This is a genomic window from Streptosporangium sp. NPDC002607, from assembly GCF_053592655.1.
On sequence record NZ_JBSFWD010000017.1, the window covers coordinates 74,833 to 95,416 of the forward strand.

The window sequence follows — 20,584 nt, forward strand, 5'->3', positions numbered from 1 at the left end:
CCTGATAGTCGACAATATGATTTGTTAATGGTTTCTGGTTTCTACCTGCGATTCCCACACCTCTCCCACGAGACACTGACGTTCGTCGCGGACGACGACGTCTGGGTGGCTCCGGTGGATGGCGGCCGGGCGTGGCGCCTCTCCGCCGACCGGGCTCCCGCGAGCCATCCCCGCCTCTCACCTGACGGTGCCAAGGTCGCCTGGACCAGCGTTCGCGACGGTGCCCCCGAGATCTACCTGGCGGATCTGGACTCCGGATCCGCCGAGCGGCTGACCTACTGGGGGAACGCGCGGACCCGCGCGCGCGGCTGGACACCGGAGGGAGAGGTCCTCGCGATCAGCGCGACCGGCCGGCCGTTCCTCTGGCAGACTTGGGCCTACGCGCTTGGCGACGGAGTCGAGCGGCTGCCGTACGGTCCGGTCAACGACCTCTCGGTCACGGAAGACGCGGTGGCACTTCTCACCGCGGCGCTCGCCCGCGATTCGGCGACCTGGAAACGCTACCGGGGCGGTACGGCGGGCCGGCTGTGGGTGCGGCGGGGAGAGGGGGACTTCACCCGGATCCTGACCGATCTGAACGGCCAGCTGGCCGATCCGATGCTCGTCGGGGGACGACTCGCCTTCCTCTCCGACCACGAGGGCGTCGGCAACCTCTACTCCTGCGAGCTGGACGGCACCGGCCTGCGCCGCCACACCGACCACGAGGCCTTCTACGCCAGGCACGCCACCACCGACGGGAGGCGGATCGTCTACCAGAACGCCGGTGACCTCTACCTCCTGGAGGATCTTGACGCCGAGGCCCGCAAGCTCGACGTCACGCTCGGCTCCCCGCTGCGGGGGCGGCAGCCCTACCAGGTCAACGCGGGCAGGCGGCTGCACGACCTGGCCGTGGACGCCACCGGGCGGGCCAGCGTGGTGGAGGTCCAGGGGACGGTGCACTGGGTGACCCATCGGGACGGCCCGGCACGGCAGCTCAGCACCGGCCTGTCGGCGGGGCGGCCCCGCCTTCTCGGCGACGACCGGGTGGTGTGGGTCTTTGACGACGGCGAGACCCAGGGACTGGAGATCGTCCCCGCAGGGGGCGGAGAGAGCCGCAGGATCGCCGCGGGCAAGCTGGGCGAGGTCGCGGACCTGGCCGTCGCACCCGACGGGAACGTGATCGCGGTGAGCGCCAGGGACGGGCGGCTGCTCCTGGTGGACGTGGCCTCCGGCGAGGTGGTGGAGCTGGCGAGGGCCGCCGGTGAGATCCAGGGCCTCGCCTGGTCGCCCGACTCCGGCTGGCTGGCCTGGTCACACCCGGACAGCGAGCATCTGCGCAGGATCAGGCTGGCCAGGGTGGCCGACCGGGCGGTGACCGATGTCACCGATGGCAGGTTCGCGGACATCTCGCCCGCGTTCGCCGGGGACCACCTGGCGTTCCTGTCGCGGCGTGGCTTCGACCCGATCTATGACGCGCACTCCTTCGACATGTCCTTCCCGCTCGGCTACCGGCCCTATCTGGTGCCGCTGGCCGCCTCCACGCCGTCCCCGTTCGCGCCCAGCTCCGCGGGGCGGCCCGTCGCCGACTCCGGTGACGACGACAAGCGGGACGAGGCCGCGATCACCGTGGACCTGGACGGCATCTCCGCCAGGGTCGTGCGGGTGCCGGTCCCCGAGGGACGGTATTCGAATCTGCGGGCGGTCAAGGGCGGGTTCGTCTGGCTGCGCGAGCCGCTGGCGGGGGAACTCGGCGAGGACCGGGACGAGGTGGGGAGTGAGGCGCCCCGGGCGGCGCTGGACCGTTACGACCTGGACAAGCGCAAGTGGGAGGAGGTGGTCGACAAGCTCGACTGGTACCGGGTGAGCGGTGACGGCACGCAGCTCGTCGTCAGTGACAAGGGCACGCTCACGGTCCGGCCGGCCAGTGGCAAGCCGGGCGCCAAGAACGGCGACGAGACGACCATCGACCTGTCCAGGATCCGGATCACCGGAGATCCTCAGGCCCTGCGCCGGCACGCCTACGCCCAGGCGGGCCGCCGGATGCGCGCCGACTTCTGGGTCGAGGACATGGCCGACGTCGAATGGGAGGCCGTGCTGGAGGAGTACCGGCCGCTGGTGGACCGCGTCGCCACCGCCGACGACTTCGCCGACCTGCTCTGGGAGGTTGTGGGGGAGCTGGGCAGCTCGCACGCCTATGTCGACGGGGCGGCCTGGGGTTACCCGGCCTCGGAGCCGGTCGGCCTGCTCGGTGCCGATCTCTCCAGGGGAGCCGACGGCCGCTGGCAGGTGGACACGGTGTTGCCCGCCGAGTCCTCCGACGTGCACGCCCGCTCACCGCTGGCCGGGCCCGGGGCGGCGGTCCTGGAGGGAGAGACGCTGCTCGCGGTCGACGGCCGCCCGGTGCCACCGGAGGGTCCCGCCCGGCTGCTGGTCGGCGCCGCGGACAAGCCGGTCGAGCTGACCCTGGGCGGTGGCCGGAGGGTGGTCGTCACGCCGCTCGGCGACGACAGGCGCCTGCGTTACCAGCACTGGGTGGCCGGGCGCCGGGCGCGGGTCAGGGAGCTCGGCGGCGGCCGCCTCGGCTACCTGCACATCCCGGACATGGTCGCCGAGGGCTGGGCGCAGTTCCACCGCGACCTGCGCAGGGAGATGACCTTCGAGGGGCTGGTGGTGGACGTACGGAACAATCGAGGTGGCCACACCTCCGAGCTGGTGATCGAGAGGCTGATCCGCCGGGTCATCGGCTGGGACCTGCCCAGGGGCATGACGCCGATCACCTATCCCGAGGACGCGCCGCGCGGCCCGCTGGTCGCGATCACCAACCAGAACGCCGGATCCGACGGCGACATCGTCACCGCGGCCTTCAAGATCTACAAGCTCGGGCCGGTGGTGGGCACCCGCACCTGGGGTGGCGTCATCGGCATCGAGGGCAGCCACCGGCTGGTCGACGGGTCGCACATCACCGTGCCCAGGTACTCCTTCTGGTTCGAGGGGCTCGGCTGGGGTGTGGAGAACTACGGCGTCGATCCGGACGTCGAGATCGACATCAGCCCTGACGACTGGGCGGCGGGCAGGGATCCGCAGATCGAGGAGGCGGTACGGCTCGCGCTGGCCGCGCTGGACGAGCGCCCGGCGACGACCCCGCCCGACGCCTCCACCCGGCCGTCCCGTCGCCGCCCCGCGCTGCCGCCCCGCCCGTAGTTGACATTTGTCATCCAAAAGATCTTAAAGATCATATTTTTCCGGTGATATTGGCGACTACCTGCTCAAACGCGGGAAGACGACGATTGTCGCCATGAGAACACCACAGGTGACGGATCCGCCCGGCGCCGCGACCGCCGGCCTCGACAACGTGATCGAGGTCGGCGGGCTCCGGCAGGCGTACGGCGACTTCGAGGCGGTGCGCGGCGTCTCCTTCAGCGTTCCGAGGGGCGAGCTGTTCGCCCTGCTCGGCACGAACGGCGCGGGCAAGACCACCACCGTGGAGGTCCTGGAGGGGTTCAGAGCCGCGACCGGCGGTACCGTCCGAGTGCTTGGACTCGACCCGGTCGGCCAGCGCCGCCAACTGCGGCCCCGGGTGGGGATCATGCTGCAGGAGGGAGGGTTCATCGGTGACCTCACGGTTGCCGAGACCGTCGGCCTGTGGAAGGGGCTGAGCGAGGACGCGGGCCGGCCGGTCACCCTCTCCGGCACCACAGAGCCGCCGGCGGGCTCCGGCCTGCTGGGGCGCTTTTGGGGCGTGGACCGGCAGACCATGGGCGCGCTGGAGTTGGCCGGGCTGGAGAGGAAGGCCAGGACGAAGGTCCGGCAGCTCTCCGGCGGCCAGCGGCGCAGGCTCGACCTCGCGCTGGCGGTGATCTCCCGGCCGGAGGTGCTCTTCCTGGACGAGCCGACCACCGGGATGGACCCCGAGGCGCGCCGCGCCACCTGGAAGGTGATCGAGGACCTGCGGGTGGGGGGCACCACGGTGCTGCTCACCACCCACTACCTGGAGGAGGCCGAGCGTCTCGCCGACAGGCTGGCCATCATGCACGAGGGCCTGATCCACCTGCACGGCACCGTCGAGGAGGTGGTGGCCGGGGCCGGTGACCGGGTCTCCTTCCGCCTTCCCGGCATCGCCTGGAGCTTCGACGATCTCCCTCGGCTGGACGGCGCGGCCCCCGTGCTCACCTACGGCGGCGCCACGGAGGTCGCCTACACCCTGACCGTCGGGCGGCCAGAGACCCGCGCGCACGAGGCGGTCCGGCACCTTCTGGCCTGGGCCGACGTACGGGGCGAGAGCCTGGAACGGCTGGCCGTACGGCGCGGAAACCTGGAAGACGCCTTCATGCGAGTCGCCGGAGAGGTCAAGTAGTCATGAGGATCGACGTTCTGCACGCGGTACGGCTCGCCAGGCTCGACCTGACCCTGATCGGCAGGAACACCACGGTCCTGTTCAACGTACTGTTGCTGCCGTTCCTGATGGCCTGGGCGTTCACCCAGACCGTCGGTGACGCGGAGATCGACGGTGTGGCCGGAAGGCTGTTCGTGCTGACCGGGGTGCCGGGGTTGATGCTGGCCTTCGCGGTCTTCGTCAACCTGGTGAACTCCTTCACCGCCCGGCGTGAGGAACTGGTGCTCAAAAGGCTGCGCGCCGGCCAGCCGTCCGGTCTGGCGATCCTCGGTGGCAGTGCTCTCGGGGCGCTGGTGCTCTATCTCGGCCAGGTGCTGCTGCTGGCCCTCTGGATCCAGCGGTCCGAGGGCGTCACGGTGGCCAACGTGCCGCTGCTCGTGACCGCCGTGGTCCTGGGGGTCCTGCTGTTCGGCCTGCTGGGCGCCGCCTTCTCGGGGATCACGCCCAACGCCGAGGTCGCCCAGGTCACGGTGCTTCCGGTGCTCCTGATCGTGCTCGTCGGCGCCCCGATCGCCTTTCCCTCCGACGCGCTGCCCGGCACGCTGGGCACCGTCTCCGCCCTGCTCCCGGCGACCCCGGTCGTGGAGATCGTACGCACCGCCTTCCTGGGCGGGGACCACGTCTCCGGCGGTGGGGAGGCGTTGAGCACGGCTGGGCAGTGGGCGGCCGCACTGCCCTCACTGGCGATGCTGCTGGCCTGGATCGCGGTGGCGGGGCTGCTGGCCCGGTGGCTGTTCCGCTGGGAGCCCCGGCGCGGATAGCGTTGATTACGAAATGTCATTCGAAACTAGTTGGAAAGGGATGAGGCGTCTCGGACGCCTCATCCCCTTCGCGCTTCCCCGGGGGAGGAAGCGGTCACACCTCCAGCGGCTCCGCCGGATGACCGTTCTCTCCCTGAGCATGGGTATCGTCATGGCCTGGGCCGGTCCCCTGGGCGCGCTGGCGAAGGTGGACGGGCGGCTCCCGCTCACCCCACTGCTTGTCGGGGTGCCCGGCCTGGTGGTTTTCACAGTCCTCTCCCTGAGGATCCTTCAGGCGGCGGTGGCGGGGAGCACCGCCGGAGGCGCGATCCTCACCTCGGCCATGGTCGCGGTGGTCCTCATGCTGACCCAGGACGGCCATCTCTGGTCCTGGGGGCTGCTCGCCCCGGCATGGGCGTCGGGTGCCGCGCTGCTGCTGAACAGGTCCGCCACGATCGCCGCCTGCGTCGCCGCGGCCGTCGTCGGCCCGCTTCTCACGTCACCGGTCGCCGATCTCGCCAACGTGTTCGCGCCGCCGTACGCGGACGATCCCCGCCCCCTCCTCATCATCTACCTCGTGGTGAGTGTGGTGGCGCCGTGGACGAACCGGTTCCAGCTCTGGTTCTGGCAGGTGGTCAGGGCCGCCGAGGAGGGCAGGGAGGCACAGGCCAGGCTGGCCGTCACCGAGGAGCGGCTCCGTTTCTCCCGCGACCTGCACGACCTGGTCGGGCACAGCCTCACCGCGATCGCGGTCAAGAGCGAGGTGGCCGTCAAGCTGTCGAGGGTGGACATCGGACGTTCCACCGGGGAGATGGAGGAGGTGAGGACCTTGGCGCGGCAGGCGCTCAAGGAGATTCGCACGGCGGTGCGCGGCTACCGGACCGTCGATCTCGCCGCCGAGCTGCGCGGGATGATCGCGGTGCTGGAGGCGGGCGGTGTCCGCTGCACGCTGAAGGAGCCGGGTGATCAGGTGCCTGAGGAGGCGGCCACGCTGCTGGCCTGGGTGGTGCGCGAGGGCACCACCAACGTGCTGCGGCACAGCTTCGCCACCAGGTGCCGGATCGCGATCACGATCCAGGAAGGGAACGCCGTGCTGGAGATGACCAACGACGGGGTGGCCGAGATGGACGGCGTCGGCGGCACCGGTCTCATCGGGCTGTCGGAGCGGGTAACCGCCACCGGCGGATCCGTCACGGGAGGCCCGGGGGGCCCGGGGGAGTTCAGGCTGCGGGCGACGGTTCCGCTGGAGGAAGCACGATGATCCGGGTACTGCTGGCCGATGACGAGCACCTGGTCAGAGGGGCGATCGCCACCCTGCTGGGCCTGGAGCCGGACATCGAGGTGGTGGCCGAGGTGGCCAGGGGGGACCTGGTGGCCGAGGCCGTGAGGGAACACCGGCCCGACGTGATCGTGCTGGACATCGAGATGCCGGGGATGGACGGGCTGAGCGTCGCCGAGACGTTGCCGGGCCACGCGGTGCTGGTGCTGACCAGCTTCGGCAGGCCCGGCTACCTGCGGCGGGCGCTCGCCGCCGGGGTGCGTGGCTTCATCCCCAAGGACACCCCCGCCGATGAGCTGGCGAAGGCGATCCGCAAGGTCTGGTCGGGCGGGCGCTACCTCGACCCGGAGATGGCCGCCTCGGCGATGATGGCCGGTGAGAGTCCTCTCACCGAGCGCGAGCGCGGCTCCCTGGAGCTGGCCGCGCGGGGAGCCTCGGTCGCCGAGATCGCCGCCTCGCTCCACCTCACCCAGGGCACCGTGCGCAACTACCTGTCCAGTGCCATCACCAAGCTGGGGGCGAGCAACCGGATCACCGCCATCCGGGCGGCTCAGCAAAAAGGTTGGCTTTGAACCGCGTTTTATCCGTTGATTCGGGCAAGGGGTTCTCATGCGGGTAAGAAGGGGGAATTCTAACGCGGGGGAGGTTCGCGCCTTCTTACACGCTGTGGCAGCATATGAATGCGGTGCGTGATCGACTGGCTGCGGTGACGCACCGCCGTTGTGCCCGGTCACGTCTCTTTTGTGGCCAGGTGTGAGGAGGAGGCATGCGCGTCCCTGGTAACCCCCAGGCCCAGGTGGTCAGCGTCGGGGCCCGTCTCGACGTGGGAACCGTCACCGGAGTGCGCCCGCGGCTGCACGAGGCGGTCGACTCCGGGCGCGGCGACCTGATCGTAGATCTTTCCGGGCTGGAAATGATCGACGCCACCGGGCTGGGGGTGTTGGTGGGCACGCATCGCCGCGCTGTGGGCGCGGAACGCCGCCTCATTCTCAGGAGGGTGCCGCCGAGGATCATGCGGGTGCTGGCGGTGACCCGGCTCAACCGGGTCCTGACCGTCGAACACCCCATGGCCGCGGTGGCCTGATCCGGTCGCCCGCCGGAGTTCGGGACACCGGCGGCACCGGAACATATCGGAGGACGGGCCGGTTGAGGCCCGTCCTCGTCTCCGCCTCGTCGCGGTCGTACCGAGGTGACCGGGTTACCCGGTGAAAGACCGGTAGAAGATGTGAACGGCAGTGCTGATCATGCTCTCGGTCGAGGGCGGGTCGTCGGCCAGCACCCACTCGATGAGCAGCTCCTGGATCGCTCCGATCATGCCCAGCGCGAGCAGGTGCCGGTTGGCCTTGACCGCCTCCGGCAGATCCGCGACGTTCAGCTCGATCATGTCGGTGAAGGCCGTGACGGCCAGCTGCCGTGAGCTGACGAGGCAGTCACCTGCTCTGCGCACCTCCAGATGCATGATCCTGGCACGACGCCTGTCTTCGGTGACGAAATTGATGTATCCGGAGATTCCCGCCTCGACCCGGGCGGCCAGGGTGTCAGGGGCCTGCTCTATGGACTTCGCCACCGACTGCAGCGTCTCGTGCACGCATCGGTCGTGCACGGCCCGCATCAACTCGTTGCGTCCGGAGAAGCATTCGTAGAAGGCGCGGTTGGAGATGCGTGCCGCGGCGCACAACCTCTCAATCGTGGTTTCGGGGAATCCTGGATCGGAGTAGAGGTTGTACGCCGCGAAGATCAGGCGTTCCCGGCGCTCTGCCAGTCGCTCCTCCGCTGACATTCCCCGATATGACCGTCCGTTCATGTCAAGTACCTGAACGTCGGTATGGGGTTGACAAATAATCGCTTTATCACTTCCACCTCATGGCTCTGGCCCCCAGAATCAACCATTATGGGTGCAAGATCCTTTTTGTGGAAGGGGCATTGTGCTATTACCTACGTCGTCCATGCAAGAAGGTAACAAGCCTGACTAGCCGGTCAAGTTCCTTCTGGCTACGGGTGAACGAGGTGATGTTCATCCCGGGCAGCGCGAAGCGCTGGCGGGAGACGGCCTTGGGGCGGGCGAACTCCCGCAGCCCGTCCGCGCCGTGAATACGGCCGAATCCGGAGTCTCCGACCCCGCCGAACGGCAGCGCGGGGACAGACGCGAAGGAGATGATCGAATTGATGGCGGTCATCCCGCCGCGCATCCGGCGAGCGAGCTCCAGAGCCCGCCGGGTGTTTCCCGAGAAAACGGTCCCGGCCAGGCCGTACGCGGTGGCATTGGTCTTCTCCAGTGCCTCCTCCACATCGGCGACCCGCTTCACCGTCACCGTCGGGCCGAACGTCTCCTCGCGGACCGCGGAGGAGTCCTCGGGCACGTCCTCGACGATCACCGGGTCGACGAAGGGCGCCCGGACCGAGCCGGTCCCGCCCAGCACGGCCCTGCCGCCCGCGACCGCGTCATCGATATGCCGCCGGATGATGTCCAGCTGGGCGGGCATGGTGATCGGGCCGTAGTCGCGCCCGGCCTTCACCTGACCGGCCCGATCGGTGAGTTCCTTCATGAAGGCGTCGTAGACCGCGTCCACCACGTAGATCCGCTCCACCCCGACGCAGGTCTGGCCCGCATTGGACAGCGCGCCCCACAGCGCCGCGTCCGCGGCGGCGGGCAGGTCGGCGTCGGCGTCCACGATCAGCGCGTCCTTGCCGCCGCACTCGGCGACCAGCGGCGTCAGGTTCGTCGCGCACGCGGCCATCACCCGCTTGGCGGTGGCGGTCGAGCCGGTGAAGGCGATCTTCGCCACCCCGGGGTCCCCCGCCAGGGCCGCGCCAGTCTCGCCCAGCCCGGTGACGGTCTGGAAGACCTGGTGCTCCGGCACCGCCTCGGTGAAAAGCGCGGCCAGTAGCACGCCCACGCCCGGGGTCAGCTCGCTGGGCTTGAACACCACGGCGTTCCCCGCGGCCAGCGCGTAGGCGATCGATCCCATCGGGGTGAACACCGGGTAGTTCCACGGCCCGATCACCCCGACCACCCCCAGCGGCAGGTACTCCAGGGTGGCCGCGATGTTGGCGCCGACCAGTCCGGGGGAGACCCGTCGCATCCCGAGCACCTTGTGCGCGTTCCTGGCGGCCCAGTCGAGGTGGGTGATGGCCAGGACGACCTCCAGGGTGGCGTCGGCCTCCGGCTTGCCCGTCTCCTCATGGACGAGGCGGGCGATCCTGGTCAGATCACGCGCGAGGATCGCCTTGTAGTCGAGCAGCCGGCGCCTGCGCTCGGCCCGGTCCAGCCCGGCCCACCACGCGGCGGCGATCCCGGCCTCCGCCACGGCGGCGCGCACCGCCGCGGCGTCCTGGATCGGGTGGGTGCCGACGACGGCACCGGTGGCTGGGTCGAGGGAGTCGAAGGTGCGCTGTCCGGTCGCCGTGGTCAAGGTCGTCTCCTCTGTGCCGTGACGGATGCCCTGGAAGGCGAAACGCCGCTCGGGGAAGGTCGGCGCCCGCCGCCCCGGCTGCGGGCAGCGGGCGGTACGGACACGTTCCGCTCACGATAGACCGGGAGTCGTTGCGCAGTAAACCATTACTTACAGGCTGGGCCGTCCACCTGCCGGGGCGGCGTCCGCCGCGCGGTGCCGCGGGTCATCGACACTCTTCCGCGGCGTTCTCCTGGGCGGCCGACGCGACCGTCGGGATGAAAATGAGGCCGGTCGGCGTGACCATGGCCACGAGTGCGGTGGCGGCTTTTCCAGTTGTTTATGCGCTTCTCTTCTGCTGGTGCGGAACGGAGGGCCGGACTGCCCGTTCTTGGTGCCAGAAATCGCGCCTCTGGATAAGGTCTGGGCCCAATATCATTTGAGGGCAGGCTGAAATGAGGCCGACGGTGGGATTTCCGGTGGCGGGCCGGGTATCGCCGATAGTTGGTGTCCTGAGCTCTGCCTGGCCGATCCGCACTGACAACCGCTGAGAATCGGCGGATGGCTTAACGGGTGAGCAGACCTCGGTCCAGGGCGGTGGTCACGGCGGCGGTGCGGCCGGAGACGCCGAGCTTGCCGAAGACACGGAGTAGGTGGGTCTTGACGGTGGCCTCGCTGACGAACAGGGCCCGGCCGATCTCCGCGTTGGTCAGCCCTCCGGCCACCAGGGAGAGCACCTCCGTCTCGCGCGGTGACAGCGGCTCGGCCACCGGTGCCCGCATCCGGGTGACCAGCCTGGTCGCCACCGACGGGGACAGCACCGTCTCCCCCCGCGCCGCAGAGCGGATCGCGGCGAGCAGGTCCGCCCTTGAGGTGTCCTTCAGCAGGTATCCCGCCGCGCCCGCCTCGACCGCCCGTACGATATCCGCGTCGGTCTCGTAGGTGGTCAGCACGATCACCCGGCTCTGGGGCCGCTCGGTGAGGATGCGCGAGGTGGCGCTCACCCCGTCCCCGCCCGGCATGCGCAGATCCATCAGGATCACGTCGGGTCGTAGCTCACCGGCCCGCACGACCGCCTCGTCCCCCGAGGCCGCCTCACCCGCCACCGAGATCCCGGGGTCGGCCTCCAGCATGCCCCGAAGGCCCTCCCTGACCACCGGGTGGTCATCGACGATCATTACACGGAGCATGTGTCACGCTTTCTGGTCGAGTTGGTCGGTGGGGGCGTCTGTGCGGATGCCGGGCCGGTCGGTGGGGATGAGCACCTCAAGAGAGGCTCCCTCACCCTGGAGACCCGTCACCGCGAGGGCCCCGCCGACCTGCTCCACGCGGGCGCGCATGCCCCGCAGACCGTATCCCTGGGCGCCGGACGGGTCGAAGCCGCACCCGTCGTCGCGCACCTTCAGCAGCACCGATCCGTCCTGATAGGCGATCGAGACGGCCGCGGATCTCGCGTCCGCGTGCCTGCGCACGTTGGCCAGGCCCTCCTGGACGGCGCGGACGAGCACCACCTCGACCGGCGCGCTCAGCGGCCGGGACTTCCCGTGCACCTCGAACCCCGCTGACATTCCCGTCTCCTCGCCGAGCCGGTTCGTCAACCGCCGCAGTGCCTCATCCAGGGTCGAGCCGTCCAGTGGTGCCGGGTTCAGCGTGGTGACCAGCATGCGTGCCTCCGCGAGGTTCTCCCGCGCGGTCCGCACGGCCAGCGCCAGGTGGCGGGACGGGTCCGGCTGCGCCTCGGCGGCCTGGAGCAACATGATGATGCTGGTGAAGCCCTGCGCCAGGGTGTCGTGGATCTCCCCGGCGAGCCGCTCGCGCTCGGCCTGCGCTCCGCGCTCGGCCGAGAGCCTGGCCACCTCGGCCCGGCTGCTCTCCAGTTCCTCGATGAGCATGGCCCGCTCCTCGCTCTGCCTGGTGATCCGCTCGATCCAGACGCCGAAAATGGAGGAGAAGAAGATGACGATGGTGATGACCATCAGGAAGTTGAACGGCTCCGGTGCCCCGACCAGGAAGATGTAACGGATCGCCGGAGAGAGGTTGAGCGCGGTGACCGCGATCATCGCCCGTCTGGCGGGAAAGACGATGAAACACTGCGGGCAGAGTCCGAACAGGGCGAACGTCGCGTACGACGCGGTGAGCCCGGCCGGGGTGAACAGCACGACCAGCAGGGCGATGTAGACCGCCCCCCTCCGCCGGTCGTTGGTGACGATCGCCGGGCGGCCCAGCAGGAGATAGAGCGGCAGGACCGAGAGCAGGCAGCCCGCCACGATCACCTTCTCCTGCCAGGGCACGTCGACGGTCAGCGCGGCCCAGGTGGGCAGGAGCGTTCCGACGACCAGGAGCACCTCCCAGCCGCGCAGCGACTGCCATGCGTGGACCCCGGCTCCACCGGTCGGGAGGCCGGGACGTTGGATACGCCCTGTCATCCATCGCGGCGGCTTTTCCAGCGGAACGCCATCAGGCACAGCACCAGTCCTCCGATGACCCAGGCTCCCAGGATCAGGGCGACCCGGTCCAGTTCGTACGATTTCGCGAGCTCCAGTGTGGCGCCGGCGTCGCCCAGGAAGACCGAGCGGAAACCCTGGCACATCCACTTGAGCGGAAAGACCGAGGAGATGTTCACCAGCCAGGAGGGCAGCATGGCGATGGGGATGAACACCCCGGAGATGAACTGCAGCACCACGAACGGCATCGCGATCACCGCCGCCGCGCTCTTGGCCGACCGGGGCAGGCTGCTGATCGCGACGCCGAGCAGTGACGAGCTGAGCACGCCCAGCACGAACACCCAGGCGAAGGTCGCCCACCTGGACGACTCCGACGGCAGTTCCAGGCCGAACAGCGCGGTCCCGACGGCCAGCAGGAGGACGACCTGGCAGAAGGAGACGAACAGGGTGTTGAACGCCTTGCCCACGAAGTAGGCGGTGCGGGGCAGCGGTGTGCCGGCCAGTCGCTTGAGCGCGCCGTCGTCGCGCTCCACCGCGATGCTGATCCCGAGGTTCTGGAATCCAGTCATCGCGGCGACGCCGATCAGCCCGGCCACGTAGACCTGGGAGACGTTGAGCCCGGTTCCCTCCAGATCATCCCCGAAGATCGAACCGAAGAGCACCAGCATGATGATCGGGAAGGCGAAGGTGAAGATGACCGCGTCCCTCTCGCGGAAGAACATCCTGGTCTCGATAACCGCCCGCGACAGTCCCAGCCGTACCGCGGAGGGGGGCTGTGCCATGACGGGCTGAGAGGCGGGTCGGGTAAGGGGCTGGCTCATCTCGGTGGTCACCTCGGGGGATCGGTCGATGCTCGCTGGGGTGGCGGCGGGGTCAGGCTTTTCGCCTGCCGGTCAATGGGCCGGCCGGGGCCGTGGCCGTGGGCCGGGATGGTCGGCAGGGCGGCCGGCCCGAGCCCGGCGGACGGTCGCTCGGACGGGCGGTCGCTCAGACGGGCGGCTCGATGAGGCGGAGGTAGACGTCCTCCAGGCTGGGGCGGGTCACGGCCAGTTCGGGGACCTCGCCGCCGAAACGGTGGGTCAGCTCCATGACGGTCCTGGTCGGGGTGTCCGTCTCCAGGAAGCGGTGCTCGCCCCCGTCGGACCAGCTCACCCTGGCCTTGGCGGTGGCCCTGCCGCCCAGGGTCTTGGGCTCGCCCTCGGCCACGATCCGCCCGCCGGCGACCACGGCCACCCGCCCGGCCAGTGCCTCGGCCTCGTCCAGGTAGTGGGTGGTCAGCACGATCGTGGTGCCGTCGCGGGCCAGGCCCTCGATCAGTTCCCAGAACTGCCTGCGTGCCTCCGGGTCGAACCCGGTGGTCGGCTCGTCCAGGAAGAGCAGTTCAGGGTTGCCGATCACGCCCAGCGCGACGTCCACCCGCCGCCGCTGGCCGCCGGAGAGCCGCCGGATGCGCGTGTCCGCCTTGTCGGTCAGCCCGACCTGCTCGATCACCTCGTCCGGATCCTTGGCGCCCGGGTAGTAGCCCGCGAAGTGCCGCACGGTCTCCCGCACCGTCGTCTCGGCCACGTCGTTGGCCGTCTGCAGCACGATGCCGATCCGCGAGCGCCACGCCCGGCTTGGCCTGCCGGGGTCGACGCCCAGGACGCTGACCTCCCCGGCGTCCCTGGTGCGGTGCCCCTCCAGGATCTCCACGGTGGTGGACTTTCCCGCCCCGTTGGGGCCGAGGATCGCGAACACCTCACCCGCGTGGATGTCCAGGTCGATGCCCCCGACGGCCCGCACGTCGCCGTAGCGCTTGGTCAGGCCCCTCACTCTCACCGCTGTGCTCATGCCTCAAGCCTCGCGTTCACCGGGCTTTCGCGGCACCAACGTTCGATGGAACCCCGTGTCCACCGTTCGGTGGACACGGCTCGGTTCGAGGGGCAAGGCGACGGCGGATTCCCGCCGTCGCCGCGGCCTTGAGGCCGGATGGACCGATACCTGCGAGCGGACCCGGGGCCGCTCCGCCCGCCGTCACGTGCGGTGCGGGCATGCTCGTCCCGTAAGCCCTGCTAGAACAGCGTGTCGTTGCGCTCGATGCCGCGCAGTTCGTCGTAGTCGAGGGTGACGCAGCGGATTCCGCGATCCTCGGCCAGCGTCTTGGCCTGCGGGGCGATGCTCTGGGCGGCCAGGATGCCGGTCACGGGGGCGAGCAGGGGGTCGCGGTTCATCAACTCCAGGTAGCGGGTGAGCTGCTCCACGGCGTCGATGCCGGCGCGGCGCTTGAGCTCCACGGCCACGGAGGCGCCCGTGTGGTCGCGGCAGAGGATGTCCACCGGGCCGATGGCCGTCATGTACTCGCGGCGGACGAGCGTCCAGCCCGCGCCCAGGGTGGTGATGTGCTCGGCGAGCAACTCCTGCAGGTGGGCCTCGACCCCGTCCTTGATGAGCCCCGGGTCCACGCCCAGCTCATGGCTGGTGTCGTGGATGATCTCCTCCATGGTGAGGACGAGCTTCTCGCCGGTCTTGCCGTGGGTCACCGTCCAGGTGCCCTCCTCCTCGCGGAGCTTGCACGGCGGGTTCATCCAGTTCAGCGGCTTGAAAGCCCGGTCGTCGGCATGGATGGAGACGCTGCTGTCGGCCTTGATGAGGATGAGCCGAGGCGCCATCGGAAGATGGGCGGTGAGCTTCCCGACGTAATCCACGCTGCACCGCGCGATGACCAGACGCATTACCGAAGCCTATCGGCCCGGCGGCGCCCCGATCCCCGAGATCCGGCCACGGCGGCGGCTCCACCGCACCGCCCGCGTCCGTACGCGTGAGCCGCCGGCTCACGCGTACGGCTTGGCGAGCACGGTCAGCGGACCGCCTCGGAGAGTTTGACGCGGGCGCCCGTGCGCAGCACCGCGCGCTGGTAGATGCGCGCGCCGAGCAGGAGCGTGCCCACCGTGGCCAGGAGCATCAGGGCCGAGCCCGTCGCGATCTCCCAGGCGAGCACCTCGCCCCCGGCCATCCGGACCGGCATGACCATCGAGGAGAACGGCGGCACCATCGACAGGATCCTGGCCACCGCGCTGCTGGGCTGGATCGCCGCGAAGTAGGCCACCAGGTAGGTGATCGTCATGAGCATCGTCATCGGCGTCAGCACACTGTTCGCGTCCTCCTGCCTGGACACCAGCGACCCGAGCGCCGCCGCCAGCGCGGCGAAGAACGCGTAACCGAGGATGAACCAGAACAGGGTGCTGATCACGATGCCCGTCATGCCCGGGGGCAGCTCGGCCACGAAGCCGGTCGCCATCGCCGCGCCGAGACCGGCCACGATGATCACGACGAGATTGGCCAGCGCGAGGGTGCCCAGCCCCAGGATCTTGCCGCCGAGCAGCTGCCATGGGCGGATCGAGGTCAGCAGGATCTCCACGATCCGGCTGCCCTTCTCCTCGATCACTCCCATGGCGACGTACATGGAGGAGTAGATGAGCAGGAAGAACAGGACCATGACCAGCAGGGACGCGATGCCCACCCGCACGCTCGCGTAGCGGGCGTCGGCGCCGACCGAGACCTGCTCCAGGGGGGCGACCTGCATCGCCTGGGCGACCTTGGCCGCGTCCAGGCCCGCGTCGGCCAGCTGACTCTGGGTCTGGACGGTCTGGTGCGCGTTCTCCAGCAGCAGGCCCAGCTCGCGGTCGACCTCGCCGTCGGCGAGCACCCTGCGGCCGTCCACCACCGCGGCGTCCACGTCGCCGGCGTTGACCGCGCCGCTCGCGGCGGCCTCGTCGGGGAACTCCCTGACGGCGATCGTCACGTCCTTGGCCGTGCCGGTCAGGACCGGCTGCAGCGCCTGCGACTGCGGTCCGACGAGGCCCACGGTGTAGGAGTCGGGCCCCGAGAAGAGCTTGGGCAGGAACGCGAGCGCGCTGACCAGCACGGCGCTCACCACCAGCCCGATGACGAACGCCTTCGTACGGCCGCGCGTGATGATCTCCCGCCGCGCGACCAGCAGCAGCCCGCTCACGCGACCGCCTCCCTGAAGATCTCGGTGAGTGTGGGCCGCTGCCAGCCGAAGTGCTCGACCTTTCCGGCCTTGACCGCGAGGCGCAGGATGTCCTGGCCGTCGCCGTCCACGTCCGCGACGAGGACCTCGTCGCCCTTCTCGACGACCTCTCCCGGCAGGGACGCGGCCCAGCCGGGGGAGGCGTCCCTGACGACCACCCTGAGCCGGCCGCGTCCCTCCCGGTCGCGCAGGTCGTCGACGGTGCCGCTGGCCACCATGCGGCCGGCGGAGATGATGCCGACCGAGTGGCAGAGCCGCTCGACGAGGTCCAGCTGGTGGCTGGAGAAGAGCACGGGCACGCCCGCCTCGCACCGTGCGGCGAGCACCCCGGCCAGCGCGTCGACGGCGAGCGGGTCGAGCCCGGAGAAGGGCTCGTCCAGCACGAGCACCTCGGGGGTGTGCACCAGCGCCACCGCGAGCTGCACGCGCTGCTGGTTGCCCAGGGAGAGCGCGTCCACCGTGTCGGCCGCGCGTTCGGTGAGCGAGAGCTGTTCGAGCAGGTCGCCGGTGGCCTTTTTCGCCCCGCTCGCGGTCAGGCCGCTGAGCCTGCCGAAGTACTCGACCTGCTCGGCGACCCGCATCTTCTGGTAGAGGCCACGCTCTTCGGGCATGTAACCGAACCGGCGCCGGTCTTCGAACGTCAGGGGCCGGCCGTCGCGGAGCACCGAGCCCGAGTCGGCGGTCAGCACGCCCATCAGGATGCGCATCGTGGTGGTCTTGCCCGCGCCGTTGGCTCCGACGAAGCCGAACATCTCGCCTGGTTTCACGGAGAACGTCACCCCGCCCAGAGCGGTCTTGTCGCCGTATCGTTTGTGTAGATCGTTTATCTCGATCATGGGGGAGGTCCCTCGGTAAGGCGTCTCAGCACGGAGACGTAGTCATGGAACGCCCGGCGGCCCTCGTCGGTGAGGGCCAGCCAGGTGCGTGGGCGTTTACCCACGAAGGCCTTCTCCACGCGCACGTAGCCGGCCTCTTCCAGGGTGATGACATGCTTGGAGAGCAGGGAGTCGCTGACCTCGATGGTGTCGCGGAGGAAGCGGAACTCGGCCCTGTCGGTGGCCGCCAGAGCGGCCATGATCGACAGCCGGACGGGCGCGTGGATGACGTCGTCAAGGTCGTGCCGGGGGTGCGAGCCCGTACCACCTCCGGCTCCGTCCAGGCCGCTCACCGCTCCGCCCGTAGCACGCGCCACGCCGCGTAGAAGGGCGGGACGCTCGCGCAGACCGTCAGTGTGACCAGCGTCGCGATCCAGCCGGGACCCGGGTCGTCGGGGCGGAAGAACGTCCCGAACACGAACACGGCCAGGAAGGCGACGAGGTAGGTGACCGTCACCGGCCCGGTGGACTTGTTGGCCCAGGTGACCTCGCGGTCCTGGATTCCCATCCGGCCGAGGTACCAGGCGAACACGACGGTCAGCGCCACCCATGCCACTCCGACCACGGCCCGGGACCAGCCGGGGCCGAGATACATGATCGGCCAGTACGCGATCGTGGCCAGGCCGAGGATCGCGTAGAGCAGGCCGACGACGCGTGCCGGTCGCCGGGTGCGCCGGTCGACCTCGCCGATCTGCCGCAGCGCCTCCTCCGGTGTCAGGTCGTCTCCCATGCCCCCTCCAGTCTTCATGTACTCAAATACTAATTACTACTCAACTCCCATTCAAGTACTTTCTTTCAGCTCCTGGGATGTCCGACCGGCTTTTGGGTAGCCGATCCCTCTCTGGGAGACTGTTGCGGTTCAAGGAACGGGCGGTTTGTCGCGCGGCGCGGGATCCGCGGACAGGGTGGGGAGAACGATGGCGGGCAGTTTCGAGACGGTCGGCGTGGTCGGCCTCGGCACGATGGGCGCAGGGATCGCCGAGTGCTTCGCCCGTGCCGGCATCGCCGTGATCGGCGTGGAGGCCGGCCCTGAGGCGTTGACGCGAGGCCGGGGCCATCTGGAGGACTCCACGGGCCGCGCGGTCGTCAAGGGCAGGCTGAGCGAGGCCGAGAGGTCGGAGATCCTCGGCCGGGTGACCCTCACCACCTCGCTGGAGGATCTCGCGGACGCCGACCTGGTGATCGAGGCCGTTCCGGAGGTCATGGATTTCAAGCGGGCGCTCTTCACCGACCTGGATCGGATCTGCAAGCCGTCCGCGGTGCTCGCCACCAACACCTCCTCGCTCTCGGTCACCGAGATCGCGGCCACCACCGGCCGCCCCGGCCGGGTGATCGGCATGCACTTCTTCAACCCGGCCCCGGTCATGAGACTGGTCGAGGTGATCCACACGCTGATCACCGACGACGGCCTGGCCGGCGAGGTCGCCGACCTCGCGCGCCGGCTCGGCAAGACCCCGGTGACCGTCGGCGACCGCGCCGGGTTCGTGGTCAACCGGCTGCTACTGCCCTACCTCAACCACGCCGCGGTCCTGCTGGAGAACGGCGTGGCCACCCGCGACGGCATCGACACCGCGATGAGGCTCGGTGCCGGGCTGCCGATGGGCCCCTTCGCCCTGCTCGACCTGATCGGCCTGGACACCTCGTACGAGGTGCTGAGCGTGCTCTTCAGGGAGAGCCACGACCGCCGTCACGCCGCCGCGCCGATCCTGCGCGAGCGGGTCGCGGCCGGACTGCTCGGCCGCAAGTCGGGTGGCGGCTTCCACCGGGCCGCCGAACCGGAACCGACGGCGGACGAGCCCTCGACCGGCCTGGTCACGGTGCTGGGCGAGGGAGGTGACGCCTTCGCCGCCAGGCTCGCCGCCGCGGGCTTCAAGACCGTGCCCGTGCAGGACGCGGAGATGGTCGTCGCGCTGTCCAGCGTTCCCGTCGTCGAGCTGGCCCCCGGGCTCCCGCACCCCGAGCGCCTGGTCGGTCTGCACCTGGTGGGCGACCAGGTCGCCGAGGTCGCCTCCACCGCGCTCACCGGGCCCGAGGTCGCGCGGGCCGTGGAGGGGCTGGTCCGGCTCATCGGCCTGGTCCCGGTGCCGTGCCGGGACAGGGCCGAGTTCGTGGTCGACGCGCTCCTGTACCCGTACCTCAACGACGCCGTCCGGATGTACGACTCCGGCTATGCGACCCGCGACGACATCGACAACGCGATGCGGCTCGGCTGCGGTTACCAGGCGGGACCGTTCGAGACGCTCGACGAGTTGGGCCTGGAGACCGTCCGCGACGGCCTGCGCGCCCTGTACGCGGAGTACCGCGAACCGTTCCTCGCGCCCGCGCCGCTGCTGGAGCAGCTCGTCGCGGCGGGGGTCCGGAGCTTCCGAGACCTGCCGTGAGCCCCCGCAGGGCCCGTCGGGCCGACCCGTTCGACCGCGGTGGCAACCGGGGTGCGGCCCGCCCGCTCGGCGGCTCAGTGCCCGGTGTCGACCAGACGGAGGAGTGGCCCGACGGAGACTGGCAGGTGCGCCGGGTCACCGGCGGCGCGGCGGACAAGGTCTACCGCTGCCCCGGCTGCGACCAGGAGATCAGGCCGGGCCTGCCGCACCTGGTCAGCTGGCCCGCCTGGCAGGGCGGCGAGGAGGAGCGCAGGCACTGGCACACCGCGTGCTGGCGCAACCGGGTCAGGCGCGGTCCTGGCAGAAGCAGATACTGACCGGCGTGGATCGCCGGTCGTGGTGAGGAGAGACATGGAGATCCGGGCCTCTACGGTGCTGCCCGCGCGCAGGGAGCCGATCGAGCTGCACACCGGTGACGGGCTGACACTCGTCGGTGAGCTGGCCCTTCCCGCGGAACGGCCTCCGGTGGCCACGCTGGTCTGCCTGCACCCGCTGCCCACCCACGGCGGCATGATGGACAGCCACGTCTACAAGAAGGCGGCGAACCGGCTGCCCGCCCTCGCCGACCTGGCGGTGCTGCGGTTCAACACGCGCGGCACCACCTCCGAGCGGGGAACGTCCCAGGGGGCCTTCGGTAAGGGTGAGGACGAGCGCCTGGACGTCGCCGCGGCCCTGGAGTACGCCGACTTCCACGACCTGCCCCGGGTCTGGCTGCTCGGCTGGTCCTTCGGCACCGAACTGGCGCTCAAGTGGGGCCGCGACCCGCTGGTGGAGGGGGCGATCCTCCTCTCCCCGCCGCTGCACAGGGCTACCGACGCCGACCTCGACGGGTGGGCGGAGTTCGGGCGGCCGCTGACCGCGCTGGTTCCGGAGTTCGACGACTACCTCCGTCCCGAGCAGGCCCGCGAGCGCTTCGCCAGGGTGCCCCAGGCCGAGGTCGTCGGGGTGGACGACGCCAAGCACCTGTGGGTCGGCGAGCCGTACGTGCAAATCGTCCTCAACGAGATCGTCCTGCGGGTCAATCCGGCCGCCCACCCCCTCCCCACCGAGGTCGCCGACTCGTAGGTACCC

Annotated in this window: 20 protein-coding genes; 9 read left to right on the forward strand and 11 right to left on the reverse strand. The window is 70.0% G+C overall.

Annotation, left to right across the window (positions count from 1 at the left end):
* Positions 1 to 27: 27 nt before the first annotated feature.
* The 6 genes from ACWD3H_RS20565 (at position 28) to ACWD3H_RS20590 (ending at position 7,475) form a co-directional block, all read left to right on the forward strand.
* Complete coding sequence (locus ACWD3H_RS20565) at positions 28 to 3,180, forward strand: S41 family peptidase (RefSeq protein WP_451956099.1); 3,153 nt, start codon at positions 28 to 30, stop codon at positions 3,178 to 3,180.
* 94 nt (positions 3,181 to 3,274) lie between these two features.
* A complete protein-coding gene (locus ACWD3H_RS20570; protein ID WP_451956100.1) occupies positions 3,275 to 4,333 on the forward strand; it encodes an ABC transporter ATP-binding protein in 1,059 nt (352 codons plus the stop codon).
* Positions 4,334 to 4,335: 2 nt separating this feature from the next.
* The gene (locus ACWD3H_RS20575) at positions 4,336 to 5,133 is read left to right on the forward strand and encodes an ABC transporter permease (RefSeq protein WP_343975623.1); all 798 of its coding nucleotides are present in this window, start codon (positions 4,336 to 4,338) and stop codon (positions 5,131 to 5,133) included.
* Positions 5,134 to 5,251: 118 nt separating this feature from the next.
* Entirely contained in the window at positions 5,252 to 6,373 is a 1,122-nt protein-coding gene (locus ACWD3H_RS20580; protein ID WP_451956101.1) for a sensor histidine kinase, read from the forward strand.
* Positions 6,370 to 6,963 carry a response regulator transcription factor gene (locus ACWD3H_RS20585; RefSeq protein WP_350924715.1) on the forward strand — a complete coding sequence of 198 codons (594 nt, stop codon included), beginning with the start codon at positions 6,370 to 6,372 and terminating at the stop codon, positions 6,961 to 6,963. The genes ACWD3H_RS20580 and ACWD3H_RS20585 overlap by 4 nt, the downstream gene beginning before the upstream one ends.
* A 194-nt stretch (positions 6,964 to 7,157) precedes the next feature.
* On the forward strand, positions 7,158 to 7,475 hold the full coding sequence (locus tag ACWD3H_RS20590) for an STAS domain-containing protein (RefSeq protein WP_350924717.1): 318 nt from the start codon (positions 7,158 to 7,160) through the stop codon (positions 7,473 to 7,475).
* A 114-nt stretch (positions 7,476 to 7,589) separates the two neighbouring features.
* On the opposite strand, the gene ACWD3H_RS20595 is transcribed toward ACWD3H_RS20590, so the two are convergent.
* The 11 genes from ACWD3H_RS20595 to ACWD3H_RS20645 all read right to left on the reverse strand — a co-directional run bounded on the left by ACWD3H_RS20595 (position 7,590) and on the right by ACWD3H_RS20645 (position 17,862).
* Positions 7,590 to 8,171 carry a TetR/AcrR family transcriptional regulator gene (locus ACWD3H_RS20595; protein WP_355549918.1) on the reverse strand — a complete coding sequence of 194 codons (582 nt, stop codon included), beginning with the start codon at positions 8,169 to 8,171 and terminating at the stop codon, positions 7,590 to 7,592.
* Positions 8,172 to 8,322: 151 nt separating this feature from the next.
* Positions 8,323 to 9,804, reverse strand: coding sequence for an aldehyde dehydrogenase family protein (locus ACWD3H_RS20600; RefSeq protein ID WP_451956102.1), 1,482 nt, complete (start codon positions 9,802 to 9,804; stop codon positions 8,323 to 8,325).
* Positions 9,805 to 10,349: 545 nt separating this feature from the next.
* Positions 10,350 to 10,973, reverse strand: a complete 624-nt coding sequence (locus ACWD3H_RS20605) for a response regulator (RefSeq protein WP_451956103.1) — start codon at positions 10,971 to 10,973, stop codon at positions 10,350 to 10,352.
* Between the two features lie 3 nt (positions 10,974 to 10,976).
* Positions 10,977 to 12,209, reverse strand: a complete 1,233-nt coding sequence (locus ACWD3H_RS20610; RefSeq protein WP_451956104.1) for a sensor histidine kinase — start codon at positions 12,207 to 12,209, stop codon at positions 10,977 to 10,979.
* Positions 12,206 to 13,009 carry an ABC transporter permease gene (locus ACWD3H_RS20615; protein ID WP_451956105.1) on the reverse strand — a complete coding sequence of 268 codons (804 nt, stop codon included), beginning with the start codon at positions 13,007 to 13,009 and terminating at the stop codon, positions 12,206 to 12,208. The genes ACWD3H_RS20610 and ACWD3H_RS20615 overlap by 4 nt, the downstream gene beginning before the upstream one ends.
* A gap of 205 nt (positions 13,010 to 13,214) precedes the next feature.
* Positions 13,215 to 14,057, reverse strand: a complete 843-nt coding sequence (locus ACWD3H_RS20620) for an ABC transporter ATP-binding protein (protein ID WP_451956106.1) — start codon at positions 14,055 to 14,057, stop codon at positions 13,215 to 13,217.
* A 221-nt stretch (positions 14,058 to 14,278) separates the two neighbouring features.
* Entirely contained in the window at positions 14,279 to 14,938 is a 660-nt protein-coding gene (gene nucS / locus ACWD3H_RS20625) for an endonuclease NucS (protein ID WP_350924727.1), read from the reverse strand.
* Positions 14,939 to 15,063: 125 nt separating this feature from the next.
* A complete protein-coding gene (locus ACWD3H_RS20630) occupies positions 15,064 to 16,218 on the reverse strand; it encodes an ABC transporter permease (RefSeq protein WP_451956107.1) in 1,155 nt (384 codons plus the stop codon).
* A complete protein-coding gene (locus tag ACWD3H_RS20635) occupies positions 16,215 to 17,093 on the reverse strand; it encodes an ABC transporter ATP-binding protein (protein WP_451956108.1) in 879 nt (292 codons plus the stop codon). The genes ACWD3H_RS20630 and ACWD3H_RS20635 overlap by 4 nt, the downstream gene beginning before the upstream one ends.
* The gene (locus tag ACWD3H_RS20640) at positions 17,090 to 17,425 is read right to left on the reverse strand and encodes a winged helix-turn-helix domain-containing protein (RefSeq protein ID WP_451956109.1); all 336 of its coding nucleotides are present in this window, start codon (positions 17,423 to 17,425) and stop codon (positions 17,090 to 17,092) included. The genes ACWD3H_RS20635 and ACWD3H_RS20640 overlap by 4 nt, the downstream gene beginning before the upstream one ends.
* The gene (locus tag ACWD3H_RS20645) at positions 17,422 to 17,862 is read right to left on the reverse strand and encodes a hypothetical protein (protein ID WP_451956110.1); all 441 of its coding nucleotides are present in this window, start codon (positions 17,860 to 17,862) and stop codon (positions 17,422 to 17,424) included. The genes ACWD3H_RS20640 and ACWD3H_RS20645 overlap by 4 nt, the downstream gene beginning before the upstream one ends.
* Before the next feature lie 187 nt (positions 17,863 to 18,049).
* Here ACWD3H_RS20645 and ACWD3H_RS20650 point away from each other — a divergent pair, with 187 nt between their 5' ends.
* Genes ACWD3H_RS20650 through ACWD3H_RS20660 form a run of 3 tightly spaced genes read left to right on the forward strand, consistent with a single transcriptional unit; the run spans position 18,050 to position 20,578 of the window.
* Positions 18,050 to 19,513, forward strand: a complete 1,464-nt coding sequence (locus ACWD3H_RS20650; protein ID WP_451956111.1) for a 3-hydroxyacyl-CoA dehydrogenase family protein — start codon at positions 18,050 to 18,052, stop codon at positions 19,511 to 19,513.
* Positions 19,510 to 19,830 carry an ATP/GTP-binding protein gene (locus ACWD3H_RS20655; protein ID WP_350924741.1) on the forward strand — a complete coding sequence of 107 codons (321 nt, stop codon included), beginning with the start codon at positions 19,510 to 19,512 and terminating at the stop codon, positions 19,828 to 19,830. The genes ACWD3H_RS20650 and ACWD3H_RS20655 overlap by 4 nt, the downstream gene beginning before the upstream one ends.
* A gap of 34 nt (positions 19,831 to 19,864) precedes the next feature.
* On the forward strand, positions 19,865 to 20,578 hold the full coding sequence (locus tag ACWD3H_RS20660; protein ID WP_451956112.1) for an alpha/beta hydrolase: 714 nt from the start codon (positions 19,865 to 19,867) through the stop codon (positions 20,576 to 20,578).
* The last annotated feature ends 6 nt before the right edge of the window (positions 20,579 to 20,584 follow it).

Coding starts and splice junctions, on each gene's coding strand:
- ACWD3H_RS20580 (WP_451956101.1), top strand. CDS start 5,252: ATGACCGTTCTCTCCCTGAGCATGGGTATCGTCATGGCCTGGGCCGGT.
- ACWD3H_RS20565 (WP_451956099.1), top strand. CDS start 28: ATGGTTTCTGGTTTCTACCTGCGATTCCCACACCTCTCCCACGAGACA.
- ACWD3H_RS20645 (WP_451956110.1), bottom strand. CDS start 17,862: ATGGGAGACGACCTGACACCGGAGGAGGCGCTGCGGCAGATCGGCGAG.
- ACWD3H_RS20660 (WP_451956112.1), top strand. CDS start 19,865: ATGGAGATCCGGGCCTCTACGGTGCTGCCCGCGCGCAGGGAGCCGATC.
- ACWD3H_RS20635 (WP_451956108.1), bottom strand. CDS start 17,093: ATGATCGAGATAAACGATCTACACAAACGATACGGCGACAAGACCGCT.
- ACWD3H_RS20570 (WP_451956100.1), top strand. CDS start 3,275: ATGAGAACACCACAGGTGACGGATCCGCCCGGCGCCGCGACCGCCGGC.
- ACWD3H_RS20595 (WP_355549918.1), bottom strand. CDS start 8,171: ATGTCAGCGGAGGAGCGACTGGCAGAGCGCCGGGAACGCCTGATCTTC.
- ACWD3H_RS20620 (WP_451956106.1), bottom strand. CDS start 14,057: ATGAGCACAGCGGTGAGAGTGAGGGGCCTGACCAAGCGCTACGGCGAC.
- ACWD3H_RS20585 (WP_350924715.1), top strand. CDS start 6,370: ATGATCCGGGTACTGCTGGCCGATGACGAGCACCTGGTCAGAGGGGCG.
- ACWD3H_RS20605 (WP_451956103.1), bottom strand. CDS start 10,973: ATGCTCCGTGTAATGATCGTCGATGACCACCCGGTGGTCAGGGAGGGC.
- ACWD3H_RS20575 (WP_343975623.1), top strand. CDS start 4,336: ATGAGGATCGACGTTCTGCACGCGGTACGGCTCGCCAGGCTCGACCTG.
- ACWD3H_RS20650 (WP_451956111.1), top strand. CDS start 18,050: ATGGCGGGCAGTTTCGAGACGGTCGGCGTGGTCGGCCTCGGCACGATG.
- ACWD3H_RS20610 (WP_451956104.1), bottom strand. CDS start 12,209: ATGACAGGGCGTATCCAACGTCCCGGCCTCCCGACCGGTGGAGCCGGG.
- ACWD3H_RS20590 (WP_350924717.1), top strand. CDS start 7,158: ATGCGCGTCCCTGGTAACCCCCAGGCCCAGGTGGTCAGCGTCGGGGCC.
- nucS (WP_350924727.1), bottom strand. CDS start 14,938: ATGCGTCTGGTCATCGCGCGGTGCAGCGTGGATTACGTCGGGAAGCTC.
- ACWD3H_RS20615 (WP_451956105.1), bottom strand. CDS start 13,009: ATGGCACAGCCCCCCTCCGCGGTACGGCTGGGACTGTCGCGGGCGGTT.